Origin of the sequence: Mycolicibacterium neoaurum ATCC 25795 (assembly GCF_000691525.1) — a bacterium.
Taxonomy (GTDB): domain Bacteria; phylum Actinomycetota; class Actinomycetes; order Mycobacteriales; family Mycobacteriaceae; genus Mycobacterium; species Mycobacterium neoaurum.
On sequence record NZ_JMDW01000026.1, the window covers coordinates 1 to 22,664 of the forward strand.

The 22,664-nt window shown below is 67.3% G+C and carries 23 protein-coding genes and 1 tRNA gene; 3 read left to right on the forward strand and 21 right to left on the reverse strand.

The annotated features are described in order from the left end of the window. Nucleotides 1-26 precede the first annotated feature (26 nt). Nucleotides 27-103, reverse strand: a tRNA-Pro gene (locus IC40_RS0125400). A gap of 98 nt (nucleotides 104-201) precedes the next feature. Between IC40_RS0125400 and IC40_RS0125405 the strand changes: the two genes are divergently transcribed. Beyond that, nucleotides 202-1,695 (forward strand): cryptochrome/photolyase family protein, encoded by a 1,494-nt coding sequence (locus tag IC40_RS0125405; protein ID WP_030137470.1) that lies wholly within the window; start codon nucleotides 202-204, stop codon nucleotides 1,693-1,695. On the opposite strand, the gene IC40_RS0125410 is transcribed toward IC40_RS0125405, so the two are convergent. The 14 genes from IC40_RS0125410 to IC40_RS0125475 form a co-directional block, all read right to left on the reverse strand. Beyond that, entirely contained in the window at nucleotides 1,675-2,601 is a 927-nt protein-coding gene (locus tag IC40_RS0125410; protein ID WP_030137471.1) for a sulfite exporter TauE/SafE family protein, read from the reverse strand. The genes IC40_RS0125405 and IC40_RS0125410 overlap by 21 nt on opposite strands. Before the next feature lie 208 nt (nucleotides 2,602-2,809). Continuing rightward, nucleotides 2,810-3,577 (reverse strand): sulfite exporter TauE/SafE family protein, encoded by a 768-nt coding sequence (locus IC40_RS0125415; protein ID WP_030137472.1) that lies wholly within the window; start codon nucleotides 3,575-3,577, stop codon nucleotides 2,810-2,812. Nucleotides 3,578-3,713: 136 nt separating this feature from the next. Beyond that, nucleotides 3,714-5,132 (reverse strand): ribosome biogenesis GTPase Der, encoded by a 1,419-nt coding sequence (gene der, locus IC40_RS0125420; protein WP_030137473.1) that lies wholly within the window; start codon nucleotides 5,130-5,132, stop codon nucleotides 3,714-3,716. After that, nucleotides 5,129-5,815, reverse strand: a complete 687-nt coding sequence (cmk, locus tag IC40_RS0125425) for a (d)CMP kinase (protein WP_030137474.1) — start codon at nucleotides 5,813-5,815, stop codon at nucleotides 5,129-5,131. The genes der and cmk overlap by 4 nt, the downstream gene beginning before the upstream one ends. Further along, entirely contained in the window at nucleotides 5,812-6,555 is a 744-nt protein-coding gene (locus IC40_RS0125430; protein ID WP_030137475.1) for a pseudouridine synthase, read from the reverse strand. The genes cmk and IC40_RS0125430 overlap by 4 nt, the downstream gene beginning before the upstream one ends. 1 nt (nucleotide 6,556) lies before the next feature. Then, on the reverse strand, nucleotides 6,557-7,285 hold the full coding sequence (gene scpB / locus IC40_RS0125435; protein ID WP_030137476.1) for an SMC-Scp complex subunit ScpB: 729 nt from the start codon (nucleotides 7,283-7,285) through the stop codon (nucleotides 6,557-6,559). Then, entirely contained in the window at nucleotides 7,285-8,121 is an 837-nt protein-coding gene (locus IC40_RS0125440; RefSeq protein ID WP_030137477.1) for a segregation/condensation protein A, read from the reverse strand. The genes scpB and IC40_RS0125440 overlap by 1 nt, the downstream gene beginning before the upstream one ends. Then, nucleotides 8,118-9,014: a ParA family protein gene (locus IC40_RS0125445; protein WP_411431661.1), complete on the reverse strand. Its 897-nt coding sequence runs from the start codon at nucleotides 9,012-9,014 to the stop codon at nucleotides 8,118-8,120. The genes IC40_RS0125440 and IC40_RS0125445 overlap by 4 nt, the downstream gene beginning before the upstream one ends. A 110-nt stretch (nucleotides 9,015-9,124) precedes the next feature. Next, the gene (xerD, locus tag IC40_RS0125450) at nucleotides 9,125-10,072 is read right to left on the reverse strand and encodes a site-specific tyrosine recombinase XerD (RefSeq protein ID WP_030137479.1); all 948 of its coding nucleotides are present in this window, start codon (nucleotides 10,070-10,072) and stop codon (nucleotides 9,125-9,127) included. Beyond that, nucleotides 10,069-10,689: an NUDIX domain-containing protein gene (locus IC40_RS0125455; protein ID WP_030137480.1), complete on the reverse strand. Its 621-nt coding sequence runs from the start codon at nucleotides 10,687-10,689 to the stop codon at nucleotides 10,069-10,071. The genes xerD and IC40_RS0125455 overlap by 4 nt, the downstream gene beginning before the upstream one ends. Beyond that, the gene (locus IC40_RS0125460) at nucleotides 10,682-12,451 is read right to left on the reverse strand and encodes a CTP synthase (protein WP_030137481.1); all 1,770 of its coding nucleotides are present in this window, start codon (nucleotides 12,449-12,451) and stop codon (nucleotides 10,682-10,684) included. The genes IC40_RS0125455 and IC40_RS0125460 overlap by 8 nt, the downstream gene beginning before the upstream one ends. A 178-nt stretch (nucleotides 12,452-12,629) precedes the next feature. Beyond that, complete coding sequence (locus tag IC40_RS0125465; RefSeq protein ID WP_030137482.1) at nucleotides 12,630-13,559, reverse strand: copper transporter; 930 nt, start codon at nucleotides 13,557-13,559, stop codon at nucleotides 12,630-12,632. 26 nt (nucleotides 13,560-13,585) lie between these two features. Beyond that, the gene (gene steA, locus IC40_RS0125470) at nucleotides 13,586-14,770 is read right to left on the reverse strand and encodes a putative cytokinetic ring protein SteA (protein WP_030137483.1); all 1,185 of its coding nucleotides are present in this window, start codon (nucleotides 14,768-14,770) and stop codon (nucleotides 13,586-13,588) included. 101 nt (nucleotides 14,771-14,871) lie between these two features. After that, nucleotides 14,872-15,396, reverse strand: a complete 525-nt coding sequence (locus IC40_RS0125475; protein ID WP_030137484.1) for a CGNR zinc finger domain-containing protein — start codon at nucleotides 15,394-15,396, stop codon at nucleotides 14,872-14,874. Between the two features lie 105 nt (nucleotides 15,397-15,501). Here IC40_RS0125475 and IC40_RS0125480 point away from each other — a divergent pair, with 105 nt between their 5' ends. Both IC40_RS0125480 and IC40_RS0125485 read left to right on the forward strand, forming a co-directional pair. Continuing rightward, nucleotides 15,502-15,957, forward strand: a complete 456-nt coding sequence (locus IC40_RS0125480; RefSeq protein ID WP_030137485.1) for a VOC family protein — start codon at nucleotides 15,502-15,504, stop codon at nucleotides 15,955-15,957. A gap of 8 nt (nucleotides 15,958-15,965) precedes the next feature. Then, on the forward strand, nucleotides 15,966-16,847 hold the full coding sequence (locus tag IC40_RS0125485) for a pyridoxamine 5'-phosphate oxidase family protein (RefSeq protein WP_030137486.1): 882 nt from the start codon (nucleotides 15,966-15,968) through the stop codon (nucleotides 16,845-16,847). Nucleotide 16,848: 1 nt separating this feature from the next. Here the strand turns inward: IC40_RS0125485 and recN are convergent, their stop codons facing one another. The 6 genes from recN to IC40_RS0125515 are packed head-to-tail and all read right to left on the reverse strand — an operon-like array spanning nucleotide 16,849 to nucleotide 22,456. Next, nucleotides 16,849-18,603, reverse strand: a complete 1,755-nt coding sequence (gene recN / locus IC40_RS0125490) for a DNA repair protein RecN (RefSeq protein ID WP_030137487.1) — start codon at nucleotides 18,601-18,603, stop codon at nucleotides 16,849-16,851. Further along, the gene (locus IC40_RS0125495; RefSeq protein WP_030137488.1) at nucleotides 18,603-19,541 is read right to left on the reverse strand and encodes an NAD kinase; all 939 of its coding nucleotides are present in this window, start codon (nucleotides 19,539-19,541) and stop codon (nucleotides 18,603-18,605) included. The genes recN and IC40_RS0125495 overlap by 1 nt, the downstream gene beginning before the upstream one ends. Next, entirely contained in the window at nucleotides 19,538-20,344 is an 807-nt protein-coding gene (locus IC40_RS0125500; protein WP_030137489.1) for a TlyA family RNA methyltransferase, read from the reverse strand. The genes IC40_RS0125495 and IC40_RS0125500 overlap by 4 nt, the downstream gene beginning before the upstream one ends. Before the next feature lie 19 nt (nucleotides 20,345-20,363). Then, nucleotides 20,364-20,555 carry a hypothetical protein gene (locus IC40_RS0125505; protein ID WP_030137490.1) on the reverse strand — a complete coding sequence of 64 codons (192 nt, stop codon included), beginning with the start codon at nucleotides 20,553-20,555 and terminating at the stop codon, nucleotides 20,364-20,366. Between the two features lie 26 nt (nucleotides 20,556-20,581). Then, nucleotides 20,582-21,574: an HAD-IIA family hydrolase gene (locus IC40_RS0125510; protein ID WP_030137491.1), complete on the reverse strand. Its 993-nt coding sequence runs from the start codon at nucleotides 21,572-21,574 to the stop codon at nucleotides 20,582-20,584. After that, on the reverse strand, nucleotides 21,575-22,456 hold the full coding sequence (locus IC40_RS0125515; protein ID WP_081843549.1) for a tetratricopeptide repeat protein: 882 nt from the start codon (nucleotides 22,454-22,456) through the stop codon (nucleotides 21,575-21,577). Nucleotides 22,457-22,664: the final 208 nt, after the last annotated feature.

Here is a 22,664-nt window from a genome sequence, read left to right on the forward strand (position 1 = left end):
CCGACCGAGGTCAGAGCGGGTTTTCTTGGTCGGGCTGACAGGATTTGAACCTGCGACCACTTGACCCCCAGTCAAGTGCGCTACCAAGCTGCGCCACAGCCCGAGTGCCTTCCGGGATCGCCGGTAGGCGAGCGAAACTCTACCTCAGGCCCCCACTCAAATCCCAACCGCGTCATCCCTCACGGATCTGGGTACTGATCAGTGGTGCCAGACACCCGTGACGACACTCCCCTGTGGCTGTTCGCCGACCAGCTCGGGCCGGCCGTCTACGGCGGTGAGCACGCCCACCGCGAGGTGCTGCTCATCGAGTCCACCGCGGCCTTGGGCAAGCGCCGCTACCACCGCCAGAAGCTGCACCTGGTGCTCTCGGCGCTGCGCCATGCCGCCCACGACCTCGGCGACCGCGCCACCCTGATCAAGGCCGACAGCTACACCGAGGCGCTGAAGAACTTCAACACGCCCGTCCTGGTCCACGAACCCACCTCGCACGCCGCCGAGAAGTTCGTCCACCGCCTGCAGAAGCAGGGCCTGGTCACCGAGGTCCTGCCGACACCGACCTTCGCGCTGCCGCGCAAGGACTTCCAGAGCTGGGCCGGTGAGCGCACCCGCTTCCGCATGGAGGACTTCTACCGCGACCAACGTCGCCGCTTCGACGTCCTGATGGAGGGCAAAGACCCCGTCGGCAGCCGGTGGAACTACGACGAGGACAACCGCGAGCCGCCGCCGAAAAAACAGCGCACCCTCGACGTCCCGGCGCCCTACCAACCGCGCGAGGACGATATCGACGCCCAGGTCCGCCGCGACCTCGATGCCCTCGACCTCGACACCATCGGCAACGACGGTCCCCGCCTCTTCGCCGTCACCCCGACAGAAGCGCGACGCGCACTGAAGAGATTCATCGAACACCGGCTGCCGGCTTTCGGCCGCTACGAGGACGCCATGATGAGCCAGGACTGGGCGATGTCGCATTCGCTGCTGTCGGTCCCCCTCAATCTCGGCGTGCTGCACCCCCTGGATGCTGTCGAGGCCGCCGAGCGGGCCTACCGCGACGGCGACGCGCCGCTGGCCGCCGTCGAGGGCTTCATCCGCCAGATCCTGGGCTGGCGTGAATACATGTGGCATCTGTACTGGCACTTCGGCCCGGACTACACCGCCAACAACGAACTCGAGGCCCACACCCGGTTACCCGACTGGTGGGCCGACCTGGATGCCGACGCCGTCACCGCCGCCTGCCTCCACTCCGCGCTGGAAGGGCTGCGCGACCGCGGCTGGAACCATCACATCCAGCGGCTGATGATCCTGGGCAGCCACGCGCTGCAGCGCGGATACCGGCCCGACGAGCTCACCGACTGGTTCGCCACCGCCTACGTCGACGGCTTCCGCTGGGTCATGCCCACCAACGTCATCGGCATGAGCCAGCACGCCGACGCAGGCCTGCTGGCGACCAAGCCCTACACATCAGGCGGCGCCTACATCAACAAGATGAGCGACCACTGCGGCGACTGTGCCTACGACCCGAAGAAACGCGTCGGCGACGATGCCTGCCCCTTCACCGCCGGCTACTGGTCCTTCACCCACCGCCACCGCGACCGGCTGGCCAAGAACATGCGGACCCGGCGGGCGGTGTCGTCGATGGATCGACTCGGCGATATCGAGGCGGTGTTGGAGCAGGAGTCAGCGCGGGACCGTTTCTGACGCGACGTCTGATGCGGCCTCGTCGGCCTCGATCGGTGCGAACTTCGGTGCGCGCGACACCCGCCACGCGTAAAACACCAACGTCGCCCACACCACCACGATGACCGAGTAGATCGCTGTCGACCACGGCCACTGCACGTCGAAGAAGTGCACCAACTTCTGGCTGTTGGTCAGCACGATGACACCGCCCACGGCGGAGCCCAGCAGCGCCGGGCTGACCTTGGTGACCAACCACGCCGCGAACGGCGCGGCGATCACACCGCCGACCATGAGACCGACCACCACCGGCCAGTTGTCCAGGAACTCCTGACGCAGACCGATCAGGAAGCCCAGCGACGCCGAGACCGCGACCAGGAACTCCGAGGCACTGACCGAACCGATGACGGTGCGCGGCGCGGTCTTGCCCTGCGACAGCAGCGTGCTGGTGGTCACCGGTCCCCAGCCACCACCGCCGGAGGCGTCGATGAACCCACCGAAAAGACCCAGCGGGGCAAGGAACTTGACGCTGTGACTGGTGCCCTTGGCACCAAAGGTCAGCGGTGTGCGCAGCGAGAACCGCAACAGCACGTACACCCCGATACCCACCAGGATGGCCGCCATCAGCGGGGTCGCATGCTCGGTGGACAACGAGGACAGCACGGTCGCCCCCAGGAAGGCACCCACCGCGCCGGGCCCGCCGAGCTTGCCGACCAACTTCCAGTCGATGTTCTTGAACTTCCAGTGCGACAGACCGGAAGCGAACGTCGTGCCCACCTCGGCCAGGTGCACCGCGGCACTGGCCTGGGCCGCGCCCACCCCGGAGAGCACCAGCAGCGTGGTGGCGGTGACACCGAAGGCCATTCCCAGCGCGCCGTCGACGAGTTGGGCACCGGCACCGACAAGGGTGAAGATCAGAAGCGAACGCATGGCTGCTCTCGGGGATGGTGGTCACCGCACACGGGGACCGCGACGAATGGGACGCGTCAGGGACGCGGACAACACCATTCGTCGAACGCCATCAACCGGCGGGAAGGCCAGAACGGCTCGAGGGCGAACGCGTCCGACGGCGACGGCGTGATGAACACGCGATCAGCCATCTGAACAGTCCCTTCGTGAGCCGCAAACCGGAGTCAGCCTACACGGTCAACAATCGATACAGCCCGATCAATCCCACCACGACGATCACCGCGCGCAGCGCCCCGGGAGACAGCCGTCGGCCGTAGTGTGCGCCCAGGAAACCGCCGATCAGCGACCCGATGGCGATCAGGCCGGCCGCAGCCCAGCTGATCCGGTCGAAGGCGACCACCGTGTACGCCACCGCCGCAACGATGTTGACCAGCAGCGACAACAGGTTCTTGGCGGCATTCATGCGCTGCATGTCCTCGGGCAGCAGCGCACCCATCACCGCGATCAGCAGGATGCCCTGGGCGGCGGTGAAGTAGCCGCCGTAGATCCCGACGATGAAGGTCCCGGTGATCAGCGCCGCCATCCGGCCCACGCTGATGTCGTGCACCGACTGTCCCTGGGCCTCGGCACGGCGGCGCGCCCAGGCCTGGATACGCGGGCCGACGACCACCAGCACCAGCGCCAGCACCAGCAGCACAGGCACGACCTGTTGGAACACCTTCTCCGGCAGGTGCAGCAGCAGCCACGCCCCGCAGCCGGCACCCACCAGCGAGGCCGGGATCTGCCAACGCAACCGGTTCCACTGCCCGCGCAGCTCGCGTCGATACCCCCAGGTGCCCGACACCCCACCGGCGACCAGGCCGACGGCGTTGGACATGGTCGCGGTCACCGGCGGAAAGCCAAGCGCCACCAGGGTCGGGAAGGTGATCAACGTGCCGGAACCGACGATCGCGTTGATCGCACCGGCTCCCACTCCGGCCAGGGCAATGAGGATCATGTGGGTCGTCGACACTTCGGCCACCCTACCCAGGTGCTCCGGCGCCCTTCTGCCGCTGGGTCGCTCGGCTAGCGCCTCGCTCCGTGCTGTTGGGTCGCTCGGCTAGCGCCTCGCTCCGTGCTGTTGGGTCGCTCGGCTAGCGCCTCGCTCCGCCGGCCTTGGCTCCGCGCTTCTCGCGCACCCGCACGTTGATCCGGATCGGGCTGCCCTCGAATCCGAACGTCTCGCGCAGCTTGCGCTCCAGGAACCGGCGATAACCGGCCTCCAAGAATCCGCTGGTGAACAAGACGAAGGTCGGCGGGCGTGAGGCCGCCTGCGTCGCGAACAGGATGCGGGGCTGCTTACCGCCGCGCACCGGCGGCGGCGTCGCGGCGACGATCTCCTTGAAGAACGTGTTGAGTCGGCCGGTCGGGATGCGCATGTCCCAGGACCGCAGCGCCGTCTCCAGGGCAGGCACCAACTTCTGCACGGCGCGGCCGGTCTTGGCCGAGATGTTGACCCGCGGTGCCCATTGGATCTGCACCAGTTCCCGGTCGATCTCCTTGTCCAGCAGGTAGCGCCGGTCTTCGTCGACCAGATCCCATTTGTTGAAGACCAGTACCAGCGCCCGGCCTGCCTCGATAACCATGGTCAGCACCCGCAGGTCCTGTTCGGTCAGCGGCACCGATCCGTCGACGAGCACGATGGCCACCTCGGCGGAATCGATGGCGCTGTGGGTGCGCACCGAGGCATAGAACTCGTGACCGCTGGCCTGACCGACCTTGCGTCGCAAACCAGCGGTGTCGACGAAACGCCAAGGCTTTCCGTCCAATTCGATCAGCGAGTCCACCGGGTCGACGGTGGTGCCCGCAATATCGTGGACCACCGAACGCTCGTCACCGGCCAACCGGTTCAGCAGCGAGCTCTTGCCCACGTTGGGCTTGCCCACCAGCGCGACGCGCCGCGGTCCACCCGGGCCGCCGCCGCTCACCTCGGACACCTCGGGCAGCTTGGCCAGCACCGCGTCCAGCAGGTCGGCCACGCCACGACCGTGCATCGCGCTGATCGGGTGCGGCTCCCCCAGACCCATCGACCACAGTGCGGCCGCGTCGGCCTCACCGCGTTCGTTGTCGACCTTGTTGGCGGCCAGGTAGACCGGCTTGCCCGAACGCTGCAGTTTCTTGGCGGCCGCCTCATCGGCCGAGGTGGCCCCGGTGGTCGTATCGACGACCATGATGATGGCGTCGGCGGTCTGCATCGCGATCGCCGCCTGCTCGGCGACCTTCTGCTGCAACCCCTTGGCGTCGGGTTCCCAGCCGCCGGTGTCCTGCACGACGAACCGTCGGCCCGACCAACTCGCGTCGTAGGACACCCGGTCACGGGTCACCCCGGGGATGTCCTGCACGACAGCCTCGCGGCGGCCCAAGATCCGGTTCACCAGCGTGGACTTACCCACGTTGGGCCGGCCCACCACGGCCACCACCGGGGGCGGTGCCGATTCTTCTTCGTCCGCGCCTTCTTCGAAAACGACCGAATCCCAGTCGCTTTCGTCGTTCCACGTACCGTCCTCGGTCATCGGTGCGCTCCCACCCGTTGTGCCACAAGGTCCTGCAGGTGGGCCACCACGGCGGCCTCGTCCATATCGCTGGTGTCCACGATCACGGCGTCCTCGGCCGGACGCAGCGGTGACACCGCCCGCGTCGAATCCAGATGGTCGCGGCGCTGCACATCGGCCAACACGGCCTCGTAGTCGTCACCGAGCCCGGCCGCGATGTTCTGGACGTTGCGCCGGCGCGCCCGTTCCTCGGCCGAGGCGGTGAGGAAGATCTTCACGTCCGCGTCGGTGAGCACCACGGTCCCGATATCGCGCCCCTCGACCACCACGCCACCGTCACCGGCGGCCAGCTCCCGCTGCAGCCGAACCAGATGGGTGCGCACGGCGGGTACCGCCGAGACGGCCGACACCGCACCGGTGACCTCGTCGCCGCGGATCTCCTGCGAGACATCCTCACCGCCGAGAAATGCCTCGTCGTGGTCGGGGTCATAGCTGACCGCCAGATCGACATCGGCCGCGACCGCTGCCACCCGCTCGGCATCCCCGAGATCGACCCCGGCACGCAGCACGGCCAGCGTCACGATGCGGTACATCGCTCCGGTGTTGAGGTAGCGCATGCCCATCGCGCGGGCCAAACCTCGCGACACCGAGGACTTACCGGTGCCGGCCGGTCCGTCCAGCGCGATCGTCGGTCCCGTGCTCACATTCCCACCGCCTTGTACAACTCGCCGATCTCCTTGCGGGTCAACACCCGGATGCTGCCGGGGCGCATATCGCCCAGGTTCACCGTGCCGATATCGGTGCGCACCAACGCCTCCACCGGGAAACCCACCGCAGCCAACGTCCGGCGGACGATGCGTTTGCGTCCCTCGTGCAGGGTCACCTTGACCAGCGTCTTGCCGGGAAGGGTGTCCACGACCGCGAAATCGTCGAGTGTGACCGGGCCGTCGTCGAGTTCGACACCCTCGCGCAACTTCTTGCCCAATCCGCGCGGCACGCGTCCGATCACGGTGGCGACATAGGTTTTGGGCACCTCGTAGGACGGATGCATCAGCCGGTGCGCCAGCTCACCGTCGTTGGTCAGGATCAGCAGCCCCTCGGTATCGGCGTCCAGGCGGCCGACGTGGAACAGGTTCTTGTTACCGCGCACCCGGTGCTCCACCAGGTCGCCGACACACGGCCTGCCCCGGTCATCGGACATCGTGGAGTGCATGCCGCGCTCCTTGTTGATGGCCAGGTAGACCAGATCCTCGTTGACGATGACGCGGGTACCGTCGACCCGGATATCGGCGTTGTCGGGGTCCACCCGGGTGCCGAGCTCGGTGACGATCCGGCCGTCCACCTCGACGCGACCGTCGAGGATCATCCGTTCGGCCACTCGCCGGGAGGCAACCCCGGCTTGTGACAACACCTTCTGTAAGCGGACACCGTCCGGCTCGTTCATGTCAGTCCTTGTCCACGTCGATGCCGGCGGGCGGCTCGGGTACGGCAGCCGCGCCACCGAGTTTGGCGAAGCGCGGCTCGTCGTTCAGGTTCTCGCTCAGGTCGTCGATCACATCGACATCGGGCAACAGCGGTGCTATATCGGGCAGATCCGCCAACGAGGACAGCCCCAGCCGCTCCAGGAACAGCTCGGTGGTCGCGAAAGCGACTGCCCCGCTGTCGGAATCGGTGCCGGCCTCGGTGATCAGACCGCGCGCCAACAGCGTTCGCATCACGGCATCGACATTGACGCCACGGACCGCGCTGACCCGGGCGCGGGTGACCGGCTGTCGGTAGGCAACCACCGCAAGGGTCTCCAACGCCGCGCGCGTCAGTTTCGAGCGCGCCCCGTCGAGCAGTAGCCGCTCCACATAGGGCGCGTACCGGGCACGGGTGTACATCCGCCAGCCGCCGCCGGCCTCGCGTAGGTCGATACCGCTGTCCCGCTCGGTGAATTCGGCGGCCAGCTGGGTCACGACGGCGGCGATCCGGTCGGTAGGCTCCCCGGTGGCCGAGGCCAGCGCGTCCAGCGACGCCGGGGTGTCGACCACCAGCAGCAGCGCCTCCAACACCGACCGTAGTTCGGCATCGTCGAGGGATTCGTTCTCCGACTCGGCATCCGTGCCGTCGACTGGATCGAGCTCGCCGATATCGGCGGCGTCCAGCTCGGTGTCGGTCACATTGTCGGTCATCAGTCTTCTTCCACTGCGGCTGCCAGGTGTTCGTTGGTTGGCCGATCCCCGGTCCACGAAACCTGGAGCACACCGAGCGGTTCTACTTGCTCGAATGTTACCGCCCTGGCCCGGTAGAGCTCCAATAGCGCCAGGAAGCTGCCGACGATCTGCATCACGTCACACCCGTCGACCAGATCACCGAAGGACGCCCAACCCCCGATTCCGCGCTGTTCCAGCAGACCCATCAGTCGCATGGCCTGCTCGGGCACCGATACCGGCTGCACGTGCAGGTGGTCCAGCCGCACGCTCGGCACCGGCCGCGGGGTGAACGCCGCGGCCGCGATCTGGGCGAAGCGATCGGCGTCCACACCGATCATGACCTCGGGTAACAGCTCCTCGAAGCGCGGCTCCAGGGATACCGAACGCGGGTAACTGCGCAGCGCCGCGGCCTCCAGCTCGGCGAACATCAACGCGACGTGTTTGAACGCGCGGTATTGCAGCAGTCTGGCGAACAGGAGATCACGAACCTCCAGCAGCGCGAGATCCTCCTCGTCGTGCACCTCGCCGGCGGGCAGCAACCGAGCCGCCTTCAGATCCAGGAGTGTGGCGGCAATCACCAGAAAGGCCGTGGTCTCCTCGAGTTCGAGCCGGCGGCCGATCTCCTTGGTGTAGGCGATGAACTCGTCGGTGACCTGATGCAGCGCCACCTCGGTGACGTCGAGGCGGTGTCCGAAGATCAACTGCAACAGCAGGTCGAAGGGGCCCTCGAAATTGCTCAGCCGAACCTGGAAGCCCGCTTTGGCCTCGCTGGTGTCGGACGCCTCGGCGGTCGCGGGAGCTGTGTCCTCGCTCACGAACCGAACCGGGCGATGACCTCGCGGGCCAACGACCGGTACGCCACTGCCCCAGTGGATTTCGGCGCCCATGTGGTGATCGGCTCACCGGCGACGCTGGTCTCCGGGAACCGCACGGTACGGGTGATGACGGTGTCGAAGACCAGATCACCGAAGCGCTCGACAACCCGTGCCATCACTTCGCGCGCGTTCACGGTGCGCGGGTCATAGCGGGTCACCAGGATGCCGCTGATGTCCAGTTTGGGGTTGAGCCGGTCGCGGACCTTGTCCACGGTGTCGGTCAGCAACGCCAGTCCGCGCAGCGAGAAGTACTCGCATTCGGTCGGGATGATGACGCCGTCGGCGCAGGCCAGGCCGTTGACGGTGAGCAGACCCAGCGACGGCTGGCAGTCGATGAGGACGTAGTCGTAGCGGTCGAGCACCGGGTACAGCGCCCGCGCGAGCGACTGCTCGCGGCCCACCTCATTGACCAACTGGATCTCGGCCGCGGACAGATCGATATTGCTGGGCACCAGGTCCAGACCGCTGACACGCGTCTTGATCAGCACCTGGTCGATGGAGACGCGCGGCTCGATCAGCAGGTTGTGGACCGTGTGGTCCAACTCGTAGTGCGGAACTCCCAGCCCCGCCGACAGCGCACCCTGCGGGTCCAGGTCGACCAGCAGCACCCGCCGGCCGTACTCGGCCAGGCTGGCACCCAGATTGATGGTCGATGTCGTCTTGCCGACGCCGCCCTTCTGGTTGCACATGGCGATGACCTTGGCCGGACCGTGGGTATTGCGTGGCGCCGGTTCCGGGATATCGCGGACGGGCCGTCCGGTGAGGCCCAGCTCCACCTGTGGCTCGATGCCGAGGTCGAGGCCACCACCACCGCCGCCGACGTCGTCGCTCACGGCGCAGCCACCGAGGTCAGGCGGCACTCATCCATGGCGAACATCGCAGCAGAGTCTAGCTGTGCACAACCCGCCGTGACGGCAGACCCGCTGGCTACGGTCTCGCGACTTCAGCGGGCCCGCGGGTGCGCCCCGGCCCACACCTCGCGCAGCGCGCTGACCGTGACCAGCGTGTAGATCTGAGTGGTGGTCACCGAGGCGTGCCCCAGCAGTTCCTGGACGACGCGGACGTCGGCGCCGCCTTCGAGCAGGTGGGTGGCAAAAGAGTGCCGCATGGTGTGCGGGGATACCGCCGATGCGATCCCGGCGGCCGCGGCGGCATCCTGGAGCACCTGCCAGGCGCTCTGCCGGGACAACCGGCCGCCGCGGGCGTTGAGGAAGATCGCCGGGGTGCCCTTCCCTCGCCGGGCCAGCTCCGGGCGGCCCCGCACCAGATACGCGTCCAGGGCGCTGACGGCCGGACGGCCCACCGGAACGAGCCGGTCCTTACCGCCCTTGCCGCGCAGCAGCACCGACCGGTACTCGGTGTCGACATCGTCCACGTCCAGGCCGACGGCTTCGGAGATGCGCGCACCCGTCGAATACAGCAGCTCCAGCAGCGCCCGGTTGCGCAAACTGAGCGGCCCGTCGGCCTCCCGATCACCACCGGCAGCTTCCAGAAGCGCCAGCACCTCGTCGACCGACAGACTCTTGGGAAGGCGCCGGGAAGGGGTGGGTGGCTTCACCGCGCGCGCGACATCGACCTCGACGACGCCCTCGACGGCCAGAAACCGGTGCAGACCACGGACGGCGACCAACGCTCTGGCCGCCGAGACCGCCGACAGCGGCGCCGCACCGAGGTCGGTATCGCCCTTGCGCAGCGCGACGAGAAACTCGCTGACATCGTTCTCGCCGACCGAGCGAAGGTCGGCGATGCCGCGCCCCTGCAGGTACTCGGCGTAGCGGCGCAGATCGCGCCGGTAGGAACTGATGGTGTTGGCCGCGACCCCGCGCTCGATGGCCAGGTGGTCCAGGTAGCCCTGCACCTGATCGTCGAGTGCACCGGTCGCGGTGGTCACGGGTGGTCCTGCCTGGCCGCGAACGCGCTGGGACGGTCCAGCCACGGCGAATCGACCGGACGCAGCGCCGATCGGTCGGGTGCGGCGTGGGCGGCCAGAATCCCGGCAACGGCAATCGAATTGACGATTTCACCACTGAGGACACGTTGCACCGCATCGGCCAGCGGCACCCACTCCAGCCGCAGATCGGCCTCTTCATCGGCGGCCTCGGGACGGCCGATCTCGGACAACCCGGAAGCCAGGAACACCCGCACGCTCTCATCGCTGAAGCCCGGCGAGGTCACCATATCGACCAATACCGACCAGTTTTCGGCCGTCAGGCCGGCTTCCTCGTGCAGTTCGCGGGCCGCCGTCGACGCGGGGGGCTCACCACCCATGTCCAGCAGCCCGGCCGGCAGTTCCCACAACCGTCGGCCGACGGGATGCCGGTATTGGTAGACCATCGCGATGCGGTCCTCGTCGTCCACGGCGACGACGGCGACCGCACCGAAGTGTTCGACCACTTCGCGTCGAGCGCTGTGTCCCCCGGGCATCTGTACATCGTCGATGCGCAGCGCGAGGATCTTGCCGACATGCGCGGTCTCGCTCGCGCGGGTGACGAACTCGTGCTCAGCCACGCTGCGCCGGCTCGGGTGAGGGCTGATCCGCATCCTCACCGTGCTCGACACCGTTGCTGCGCTCGACGTCCTCCAACGGAAGTCGTTCGGCGGCCTTGTAATCCAAGGCCGCGCCGATGAACGCCGCGAACAACGGATGGGGCCGGGTCGGCCGGCTCTTGAGTTCGGGGTGGGCTTGCGTGCCGACGAGGAACGGATGCACGTCGGCGCCGTACTCCACGAATTCGACAAGGTGCCCGTCGGGCGATGTCCCGGAGAACTTCAATCCGCTCTCGGCGATGCGATCGCGGTAGGTGTTGTTGACCTCATAGCGGTGCCGGTGCCGCTCGGAGACCTCGGTGGCGCCGTAGGCCGCCGCCACGATCGAGTCCGGCTGCAGCACCGCCGGATAGGCCCCCAGCCGCATGGTGCCGCCGAGGTCGGCGTCACCGGCGACCGCATCGAGCTGATCGGCCATGGTGGCGATCACCGGATCCGGAGTGTCCGGATCGAACTCGGCCGAACTGGCCTCGGTCAGGCCGACCGAGCGGGCGGCCTCGATGACGATGCACTGCAGCCCCAGACAGAGGCCGAGCACCGGCACCCCACGCTTGCGGGCGTATCGGATGGCACCGATCTTGCCGTCGATACCGCGGATTCCGAAGCCACCGGGAATCAGCACACCGTGCACACCGTCGAGCGCGGCGATCGCACCGGCGTCGAGCTCGCAGTCATCGGAGGCGATCCACTCGATCTGCACCTTGGCGTAATGCTTGAAACCACCCGCACGCAGCGCCTCGGCGACCGAGAGGTAGGCATCGGAGAGGTCGATGTACTTGCCCACCAACGCAATCCGAACTGTCTCACGGGGCTCGTGGACACGTTGCAGCAGATCGTTCCACTGCGTCCAGTCGACATCGCGGAAGGGCAGGTTCAGCTTGCGCACCACGTAGGCGTCCAGTTCTTCGCGGTGCAGCACCTTGGGGATGTCGTAGATCGACGGGGCGTCGGGGGTGGAGATGACGCCGTCGATGTCGACATCGCACATCAGCGCGATCTTGTTCTTCAGGCCCTCGGGGACATCGCGGTCGCAGCGCAGGATCAACGCATCGGGGCTGATGCCGATGCTGCGCAGGGCGGCCACCGAATGCTGGGTGGGCTTGGTCTTGAGCTCGCCCGAGGGGGCCAGGTAGGGCACCAGCGAGACGTGCAGGAAGAAGCAGTTGTCGCGACCGACCTCGTGGCGGACCTGCCGGGCGGCCTCCAGGAACGGCAGCGACTCGATATCGCCGACGGTGCCACCGATCTCGGTGATGACGATATCGGGACGGTTGCCCTGAGCGTCCGGCTCGGCCATCTCCAGGATGCGGCGCTTGATCTCGTCGGTGATGTGCGGGATGACCTGAACCGTGTCGCCGAGGTACTCGCCGCGGCGTTCCTTGGCGATGACGGTCGAGTAGACCTGTCCGGTGGTGACGTTGGCCGAACCGGACAGGTCCCGGTCCAGGAACCGCTCGTAATGGCCGACGTCCAGGTCGGTCTCGGCGCCGTCCTCGGTGACGAACACCTCACCGTGCTGGAACGGGTTCATGGTGCCCGGATCGACATTGAGGTAGGGATCGAGCTTCTGCATCGTCACCTGCAGACCGCGTGCGGTGAGCAGCTGGCCGAGGCTACTGGCCGTGAGGCCCTTACCCAGCGACGATGCGACTCCACCGCTGACGAAGAGGTGTTTGGTCGCAGTCTGCGGGTGTTTGCGTAACGGTTTGGCCTGGCCGGGCAAGTGCAACCTCCGTGGCGATGGGGCGAATAGGTTTCGGCCTATTCAGGGCCTGCCGACCCACGGAATCTCACCTTAACACCAGCGCGGACATGCTGATACTGACGCGCCGTAACCCCGGCGAGCGAAGCGACGGGGAATCAAGCCCCGGGCGAGCGAAGCGACGAGATGTAACCCTGCGCTATTGCGGCACCGTGACCGACGTCGCACCCTGGCCGATGCCATACCGGCCGGGCTGGCTCCCGCGCAACAGATCACTGAGGGCCAGCGCGGTGGTGATCCGCCCGGATTCGGCGCCGATATCGTCGACGGTGGTCACCGCGTTGGACAGCGCCGCATCCGATCGGGTGACCGCCACGGCCGCGGTCCCGGTCGCCGAGCCGTCGCGGCCGGCCAGCACCGTCCCACCACCGTGTGGTGCCAGCGCCGCGGCGAACCTCGCGACCGTGGCACCCCGGTTGCCCGCATCGTCGCCGAGTGAGCCTCCGGTGATGATGACCGCGGTGTCGGCGGCGCCGATCTGACCGTCGTAGGTGATGAATCCGGTGTCGCGCAGGGTCTGCAGTACGACGTCACGCTGGTCGTCGGGCACGGCTTGGTCCTTGCCGGACAACACCGCGATACCCAACAGGTCGCCGGCCTGCGAACCCTGGTCGACGGAGGTGGTGGCCAGCTGCCGACCGACGGGCACGATCGGTGAGTTGACCACCGAAAGCAGTTTCTCCGAGGAGTTTGCGTCCACGAATTGCGGTGTCAGGGTAATGGTTCCGGCGACCCTTCCACCGCCCTGGGCGACCATCCGGTTGACCGCCTCGACATCGTCGTCCGCGGCATCCGGGGTGCGGAACATCATCACCGAGGTGCCGCGCAAGGTGTCGCGCAGCATCCGCGGAGCCATCAACGCATCGAATTCACCGGCTGCACTGAGCTTTTCGTTGAGTTCATTCTTCTCATCGGTGAGCGTCTCGATTTCCGTCCGCAGCTCGGCCTTGTCGTTGCGCAGGCCCGAGAGCACGGTGTCGGCGAACAGGCCCGATCCAAGGACCACCCCGACAGCTAGCGCCAGGAACACGGCGGCCAGCGAGATGGCGTGTGAGCGAAGAGAAATCACGATCTGCTCCCGTCAACTGCGGATGGCTAGGAAACCAGACCCTGCACCCAGAGCAGGAAACGGTTCCAGTAGTCGACAACCCAGTCGATGACCGCCGCGTCGGCCTGGGTTACCCACAGCGCCACGATGACCGCCAGCAGCATCGCCAGTACCAGCAGCGCGATCGCACCGCCGGACACCCGGCTGCGGTACAGGGTGGAGACCGCCTTGGCATCGACGAGTTTTTCGCCGACCTTGAGCCTGGTCAGGAACGTCGAGGGATTGCTCTGCTGGCGCGAGCGGTCGAAGAACTCCTCGATGGTCGCGCTGTGTCCGGCGGTGACGATGAGTGAGGCGCCGTGGTGATGGCACAGCAGCAGGGCCAGATCGGCAGCCGAACCGGCCGCCGGGAACGTCATGGCGCCGACGCCGAGATCCTGGATGCGTTCCAGACCTGGCGCGTGCCCGTCGGCGTCGGCAGGCAGCACGACCTGGGCGCCGCAGCGCAGCGCATCGGTGCTGATGGAGCTGGGATCGCCGACGATGAGGGCCGGGCGGTAGCCGGCCTTACGCAGCAGGTCGGCGCCCGCACCGACACCCACGAGCACAGGCTGGTACTCCTTGATGAACGGTTTGAGCGCCTTGAGATCATCGGCGGCCGACGCGCCCTCGGCCACGACGACGACGTGGCGACGGTCCATGTCGACGTCGATGTCAGGGATGCCCATGCCGTCGATCAGCAGTGGACTCTCACTGCGGATGAACTCGATGGTGTTGCCCGCGAAGGCCTCCAGGTGCGCGACCAGACCGCTCTTGGCCTCCACCATCAGCTCGTGGATCTCCAGATCGGTGCGCTCGGAGCCCACACCGATGCGGCGGTCACCGGAATAGACGCCACCGTTGTTGAGCCGGATCTTGGCGCCGTCCTTGATCTTCTTGAAGATCTCCGGCCCGGCCTCGTCGATGAGGACGATACCGTTGGCGACCAACACCTCGGGCCCCAGATTGGGATAGCGCCCGGAGATCGACGGCGAGGCGTTCACCACACCGGCGACCTCGGCCTCGACGAGCGCATCGGCGGTGATGCGGTCGAGGTCCTGCGCGTCGAGGACGGCGATGTCTCCCGGGCCGATTCGGCGGAGCAATCGATCGATGTCGCGATCAACGCGGGCCGTACCGATGACGCCCGGCTTTGAGCTGGCATTACGCGATAGCAACGCTGACATCTTCATGCAGCCGATTCTGGACTCGAACCCTCAAGTTGAGGTGGAGGCGCGCCGTAACATCAGCCCCAGTAGTTTTCTTTTGTCACAACTGCAACACCAGAACGGTGTCAGTCTCGCTTCGCGGCCGCATAATGCCGGGCCGCCTTGGCGCGGTTACCGCACGTCGTCATCGAATGCCACCGCCTGGTCCCGTTCTTCGACGTGTCGTAGAACCACAGCACGCAGTGCTCATGGGCACACTGCTTGATCCGATCGGGAGACCCGGCGAGCAGTCGGAGCAGATCATCGGCAACCAGCCACCCCGGGAGCCATTCCGACTCAGGCACATCGGCCTCGTCGGCGGGCCCATCCGGGGTCAATCGCCGCCGGATCCGACCGTGGTCGAGGATCGCATTGAGCGCATCCGTGACGCCGTCGGCGACGACACGCAGCACCGCGTCGCGGGTGCGCACGAGGGCGATGCGCGTCGGCTCGTCGGCAACACACCGCTCCGCCAAACCGTTCGTATCCAGCCAGCACCGCAGGCCGGCCACGTCGGTCAGCAGATCCTGCACGCCGCCGTCGGACATCCAGTTGGTGTTGAGCAGATCCAGCGCCAGGGGCTCGCCGACGTGCGGACGGGGATCGCGCATACCTCAGCCTACTCGACTAACCCTCGAAATAGATTTGACCGGTTGACCGTTGTTGCGTGTGTTACTAACCTTCAATAGTGACTACAGCGGTTAGAATGGAGTGAAATGGCCAGCACCCCCACCTTCAGTCCGGGACATATCGGACTGAACGTCACCGACCTCGACCGGAGCACCGACTTCTACCGGCACGCGTTCGGCTTCGATCTGTTGCGCCACGGCAGCGAGGTCGATCGCAAGTTCGCTTTCCTCGGCGCCGACGGCGTCCTACGCCTCACACTGTGGCAGCAGAGCGATCGCGAATTCTCCACCCGCACAGCGGGTCTGCACCACCTCTCATTTCAGGTAGACACCCTAGAGGACGTCCGCGCCGTGGAAGCGGCACTCAAGGAGCGCGGCGTGCTGTTCGCCCATGACGGGATCGTCGCCCACGGTGAAGGCGCGTCCTCCGGCGGCATCTTCTTCACCGACCCCGACGGCATCCGCCTGGAGGTGTTCGCCCCCGACGGCGCCGACAGCGCACCGGCGCCGCACGGCGAGTCACCCACCTGCGGATTCTTCTGAGGCCGGCGATGGGCATCTACCACGCGGGTGAGCTGGCGGTACAGCACCGACTCGGTCAGAGCGATATCGCGCGGCGTCTCAGCAGGATGGTGCGCAACGAGATACCCGAGGCAGCAGCAGATTTCCTGAGCGAGCAGCCGATGGCCGTCCTCGCTGCCAGCGATGACGCCGGCCGGGTATGGGCGGGCCTGGTCACCGGCCCGGTCGGATTCATGTACGCCGACGACGGCGTCGTCACCGTCGAGGCGCTGCCCGTCCCCGACGATCCACTGCATGAAGTGCTCGACGGCCGAGCGCGCCAGGTCGGCATGATCGCGATCGAACCGCAAACCCGGCACCGGATGCGCATCAACGGCATCGCCACCGCCGCCGGCACCGGGCTGTCCATCCATCCGGATCAGGTGTACTCGAACTGCCCGAAATACATCTCGCGCAGGCACATCGAAACGGTATCCGCCCCACCCACCCGGCGAGAGCTGCGTAGGACGCATGCCCTCGATGACGGCATGCGACGCCGGATCAGCGCAGCAGACACGTTCTTCATCGGATCCGCAGACCGCGAAGGCAATGCCGACGCCTCGCACCGCGGTGGGAATCCCGGCTTCTTGGAGGTTCTCTCCCCAACTCGATTGCGCTGGCCCGACTATCGGGGCAACTCGATGTTCATGACTCTCGGCAACATCGCGACCAACCCCAGCGTCGGTCTGCTGATCCCGGACTGGGACACCGGAAGCACCTTGCAGTTGACCGGGACGGCAGAGATCGTGTGGGAAAGCGCCGCGGGGGCACAGTGTTTCGTGGAGTTCGACATCATCGAGGCGGTCGAGATCTCCGAGGTCAGCCCCCTGCACTGGAGCGCCGCACAGCTGTCGCCGGCCAACCCCGCCTGACTCAGCTCTCGGTACGGTCGCGCTGGGCGGACTCCCAGAGCTCGCGGGCATGTGCGCGCCCGCTGTCGGTATCGCCAAGACCCGCCAGCATGCGCGCCAGCTCGGCCACCCGTTCCTCGTCGTCCAGCCGAACGACCCTGCTGGACTTGGGTCCGCTCTCGACGACCAGATGAGTGTCGGCATACGCGGCCACCTGAGGCAGGTGGGTCACCACGATGACCTGATGGGTCCGGGCCAGCCGGGCGAGACGGCGACCGATCTGCACGGCGGCGCGTCCGCCCACACCGGCGTCGACCTCGTCGAACACCATCGTGGTGCCTTCGTCGGAGGCCGAAAGCACCACTTCCAGAGCGAGCATCACCCGGGACAGCTCACCGCCAGAGGCACTCTTGGCCAGCGGCAGCAGCTCGGTGCCCTTGTGTGCGGCGAAACCGAATTCGACGGCGTCGACCCCGTCATGGCCCGCGTGCGCGGCCGTACCGTCGGCCAATGTCAGCGGGGCCGAATCGTCGGCGCGAACGGGCAGCGCAGAGACCGAGATGCCGAAATCGGCCCCCGTCATTGCGAGCCCGGCCAGCTCAGCGGATACCGCCTTGGCCAGGCCCTTGGCGGCCCGGGTACGGGCTTTGGTCAGATCGGCGGCCGCGGCGACAACAGCGGTATGCAGTTCGTCCACGCGGGCCTGCAATCCCGCAAGTGCCTCCTCGGAGACGTCGAGTTGGGCCAACCGGGTCCGCGACTCCGCCGCCCAAGCCAGCACGCCATCGATATCCGGGGCGTACTTCCGCGTGAGCCCCCGCAGCTCGGCCTGACGGGCCAGCTTCGATTCCAAAGTGCTGGCATCACTGGGCAGTTCGGCCAGGAAGTCGCCCAACTCACCGGAGACGTCGCCGATCACCGCGATCGCCTCGACGAGCCGCTCGCCCAACGCCTGCAACGCGGCGTCGTCAGTGGCACCCAACGCGGCTCTTGCCTGAGCCACACCGTTGGCGGCCGAGGCCGATTCGGCACCGATATCGTCGATCGGGCCCGCCAACCAACCCCGCGCCACCGCCGCTGCATCGCGTAGCGCGTCGAGTTCAGAGAGTCGGCGAATATCGGCGACCAGTGCTTCGTCCTCACCCGGCGACGGGTCGACGGCGTCGATCTCGTTGAGCCCGAAGGTCAGACGGTCCGACTCCATCGCCAGTTCGCGGGCGCGGTCGGTGCGGTCGGTCAGGTCCCGGCGGGCGGCCAACCACTGCTCACGCGCCGCGCGATAGCGCCGTAACGGCGCGCTGACATCGGCATAACGGTCCAGTGCGCCACGTTGCTCGTCGGGGCGCATCAAGCGGAGTTGGTCGTTCTGACCGTGCAGGGCCAACAGTTCGTTGGTGAAGGTGCTCAGCGACTTGGCCGGCACGCTGCGCCCGCCGAGGTATGCCCGCGAAGGCCCCTCCCGGTTGACCGATCGCGCGGCGATCACGCTGTCGTCGTCATCGCGCTCGGCGCCGGACGATTCCAGTATCTCGTCGATCCGCGCCGCCACATCGGCACCGAGTTCGCTGGTACTGAACCGGCCCTCCACCACCGCCCGCCCGGCACCGGTGCGCACCCTGCTGGCATCGGCGCGGGCGCCACCCAGCAGATGCAAGCCCGTGACCACCATGGTCTTACCTGCCCCGGTCTCACCGGTCAGCACCGTCAGGCCGCGGTCGAACTCTGCGGTCGCGGAGCTGATCGCTCCCAGCGACTCGATTCGGATTTCGGAGAGCACTACTGGCCGCGCCATCCCTTGACCGGCAGCCGGAACTTGCGCACCAGCCGATCGGTGAACGGCGCACTGTCCAAGCGGACCCACTTCAACGACGTACCGCAGCGGGTCACTTCCAGACGTGCCCCGGCGGGCACCACCATCTTGCGTCTCCCGTCGCAATAGGCGATCGCATCATTGCCACCGGCTTCGACCTCGATGGCTATGGACGCATCCGGACTGGTCACCATCGGGCGGGCGAACAGTGCGTGGGCGTTGTTGGGCACCACCAGGATCGACTCCAGATCCGGCCACAGAATGGGCCCGCCCGCGGAGAACGCGTAGGCCGTCGAACCCGTCGGCGTCGATACCAGCACACCGTCACAGCCGAATTGGGATACCGGGCGCCCGTCGACCTCGAGCACCACGCCCAACACTCCCAGACGCGGGCCCTTCTCCAGGCTGGCCTCGTTGAGGGCCCACCCGCGATCACGCACCGCACCGTCCTGGCGGACCGCGACGTCCAGTGTCATGCGCTGCTCGACGCGGTAATCCTTGGCGATGACGTGATCGAGCACCTTATCGATTGCGTCGGCCTCCGCCTCGGCCAGGAAACCGATCCGGCCGAGATTGATTCCCAGCACCGGGATCTCGACATTGCGGGCAAGTTCGGCCGCGCGCAGGAAGGTACCGTCACCGCCGAGGGCAAGGACCAGCTCGCACCCCTCGGCGGCCTGCTCGTCTGCGTCGACGACGTCGATGTCGACGCCGAGGGCGCGCATCTCCCCCGGCGCCAAGTGCAACGAACCGCGGTCGACGGCTTCGGCCGTCAGTACCCGCAGCGCGATGCCGTGCTCACCGAGCACCTTCTCCACCCGGCGGGCGGTCTCGGTGGCCTCTTCGCGCCCGGTGTGCACCACCAACAGGATGGTGCGGCCCGGGCTCGATTCCTGGGAGGTCATTGCGGCCCTTCGTCGATCGCTTGCTGGATGGTTCGTTCGAGATCGGCACCGGTCAACGCGGCGTCGTCGCCGGTACGCAGACGGAGGAAGAACTCCACGTTGCCGGATGGCCCCGGAAGCGGGCTCGCCGTGACAGCCACTGCGTGCCAATACAATTGCGCTGCTCGCTGCGCGACGGCGAGAACCGCCTCGGCACGCAGGGCGGGATCGGAGACCACCCCTCCGGCACCCACCCGGTCTTTGCCGACCTCGAACTGGGGCTTCACCATGGGAACGATATCGGCCTGCGGGGAAGCACAGGCGGTCAGCGCCGGCAGCACGGTGGCCAGTGAGATGAACGACAGATCGGCGACGATCAGGTCGACCGGTCCGCCGATCAGGTCCGGTGTCAATGAGCGCACGTTGGTGCGTTCCAGCACCTGGACCCGATCATCGGAACGCAGCGACCAGGCCAGCTGCCCGTATCCGACATCGGCCGCGACGACCTCGGCGGCACCACGGTCCAGGAGCACCTCGGTGAATCCGCCGGTGGAGGCCCCGGCGTCCAGGCAGCGCCGACCGGTCACGGACACCCCGAACGCGTCGAGCGCCCCGATCAGTTTGTGCGCACCGCGCGACACCCAAACCCGTTCGTCGGCGGCGACGGTCAGTTTGGCGTCGACGGAGACCGTGGTGGCCGGCTTGGCGGCAGGCATTCCGTCGATCTGGACCCGGCCGGCGGAGATCAGTTCGGCCGCTTGTTGGCGCGAACGCGCCAGCCCCCGACGGACCAACTCGGCATCCACCCGTGCACGCCGCGTCATCGGATCGCCGTCATCGGAATCACAGCCCCCGATTCGCGTCGCCTCGGCCCTCCACGGATTCCAGGGCACGCACCAAGAGGTCATGCGCCTCTTCCAGGCGTACGGCCACCGCATCGATATCGGCGTCTTCCAGAGCGCCGGATTCGAGATCCGGCAGGTCTGCCAGCAGCGCCGCGATACCGGCGCGGATCTGCTCGGGTTCGGTACTCATATCGCTGATCACGCTAGCCGATGGACTCAGCCCAACAGCGACCAGCGGTGCAGCGCCGACCGTGCGGTGTCATCGCCGGCCTCGATCACGAGCGCCGAGGCCGACCACACGGCGTGGGCAGTGGCGCGCACGATACTGAGGTCGTCCGCCGTCGCGACCCCGGTGGACCGTACGGTCGCGGTCGTGCCGTCGATATCGACCTGCCAGGCCGGGTGCGCTGCGATGCGCAGGTCGTCGGCGGCGGTATGCAGAGACCGCAGGTCCTCGGCGAGGAAGTCAGGTCGACTACCGGCCGCCGCCCGCACCATGTCGGCGGCGTCGTTGACCCCGGTCAGGACCATCAGGCTCGGCAAGCCCGCGGCATTGGCGCCCTCGATATCGGTATCGAGACGGTCGCCGACCACCAGCGGTGTGCCGAAATCCCCGCGTGCCAGTGCGTCCTTCATCAGCCTCGGTGCCGGCTTTCCGGCGACCTGGGGTTCGGTGTCGGTGGCGCTGCGCAACGCGGCGACCATCGAACCATTACCGGGCAGCAGACCGCGTTCCGAGGGCAATGTGCGATCCACGTTCGCGGCCACCCAGAGCGCGCCGGCCCGGATGGCCAGGGCGGCCTCGGCAAGAATGGACCATCCGGTGTCCGGGTTGTGCCCCTGGACGACAGCGACGGGATCGGCGGCGAACGTGCGGACAGGCTCGAGACCGACAGCGGCGATCTCGGCGGCCAGTGCATCCGTCCCGACGATCAGGACAGCCGAACCCGCGGGCACCTGGTCGGCGACCAACCGTGCCGCACTCTGGGCGCTGGTGACGACATCTTCATCGCGGGCGGTGAACCCGAGCTCGCCGAGGTGCTCGGCGACTTGGGCTGCGGACCGGGACGCATTGTTGGTGACGAAGAGCGCCCGGGACTGCACTGCCGCCAGACTCTCCACGGCCCCCTGTGTCGGTTCGTGCCCGCGAAAGACGGTGCCGTCCAGATCCAGGAGCAGGCAATCGTGCTGCTGCGCCAGCGAGGCCATCTAGGTGAGCTCGGCGAGTCGTTCTTCGGCGTCGGTGACGCCCTCGACATCGGCCGCCGCGGCATTGATGAACGCCTGGACCGCCTCGTCTTCCCGGCCGAGGGCCAGCAGGGTCTCGGCCGTGGCGTAGAACAACCGCGCATTGGTGGTCCCGGGCCTTGTGGGATCCAACGGCGGGCTCGACAGGATGGCGAGCGCCTGCTCATGCTGGCCAAGATCGGAGCGTGCCCCGGCGACGACCATCCGTAACTCCTCGGCGTCGTCACCGGTGAGCTCGTCGGCTTCGGGACCGCGTGCCAATTCGATGGCACGTTCCGGGCGGCCCACCCCGCGCTCACAATCGGCGATCAACGGCAGCAGCGCGGATTTGCTCCCCATCCTGCGCGCCGCGCGCAGCTCGGCCAGCGCCTGGGCCCAGTCACCGCAGTAATACGCGGCGATCCCGACGGCCTCACGCACCGCGGCGATCCGGCCCGAACGGGCCCGCGCGGCCCGCGCATGCTCCAGCGCCGCCGCGGGATCCTCCTCAAGGAGTTCGCCGGCGGCGACCAGGTGACGGGCGACCACATCGGCGGTCGACTTGTCGAGGGTGATGAGCTCGCTGCGGATCTCGGGGGCCAGTTGCCTGGCTTCGATCTCGTTGGGAATCCGCGGTCCGGTGGTGATGTTCTCGCTACCGCCCCGAAAGTCTCGTCGCGGACCGTCCGACCGCGGCGGCTTCGGCCGGTCGCGTCCACCGCGGCGGGCGTACCCGCCGCTACCGGAACGCTGTGCACCGTCGGCGCTCGAGCGTTGACCGCTGTTCCCTCCGGAACGCGGATTGTCACCCGTGGCCCGGCGATGTCGCCGATCGTCGCTGTTGCCTTGTCTGTCCTCGGCCACAGTCGCCTTCCTGATTGATCAACCGTCTCGCAGAAGGATAGCCGGGAGTCGGCTAATCACGACAGTTGCACTGAACACGACCATTCTTTTCGAATTAATTCTGTCAATAGAAATGGCCGATAGTCGCTCATAGATGCACAAATGCCTCGGCCCTCCAATGTGTATTGGAGGGCCGAGGTTAATGTGTGTTCGGCGGTGTCCTACTTTT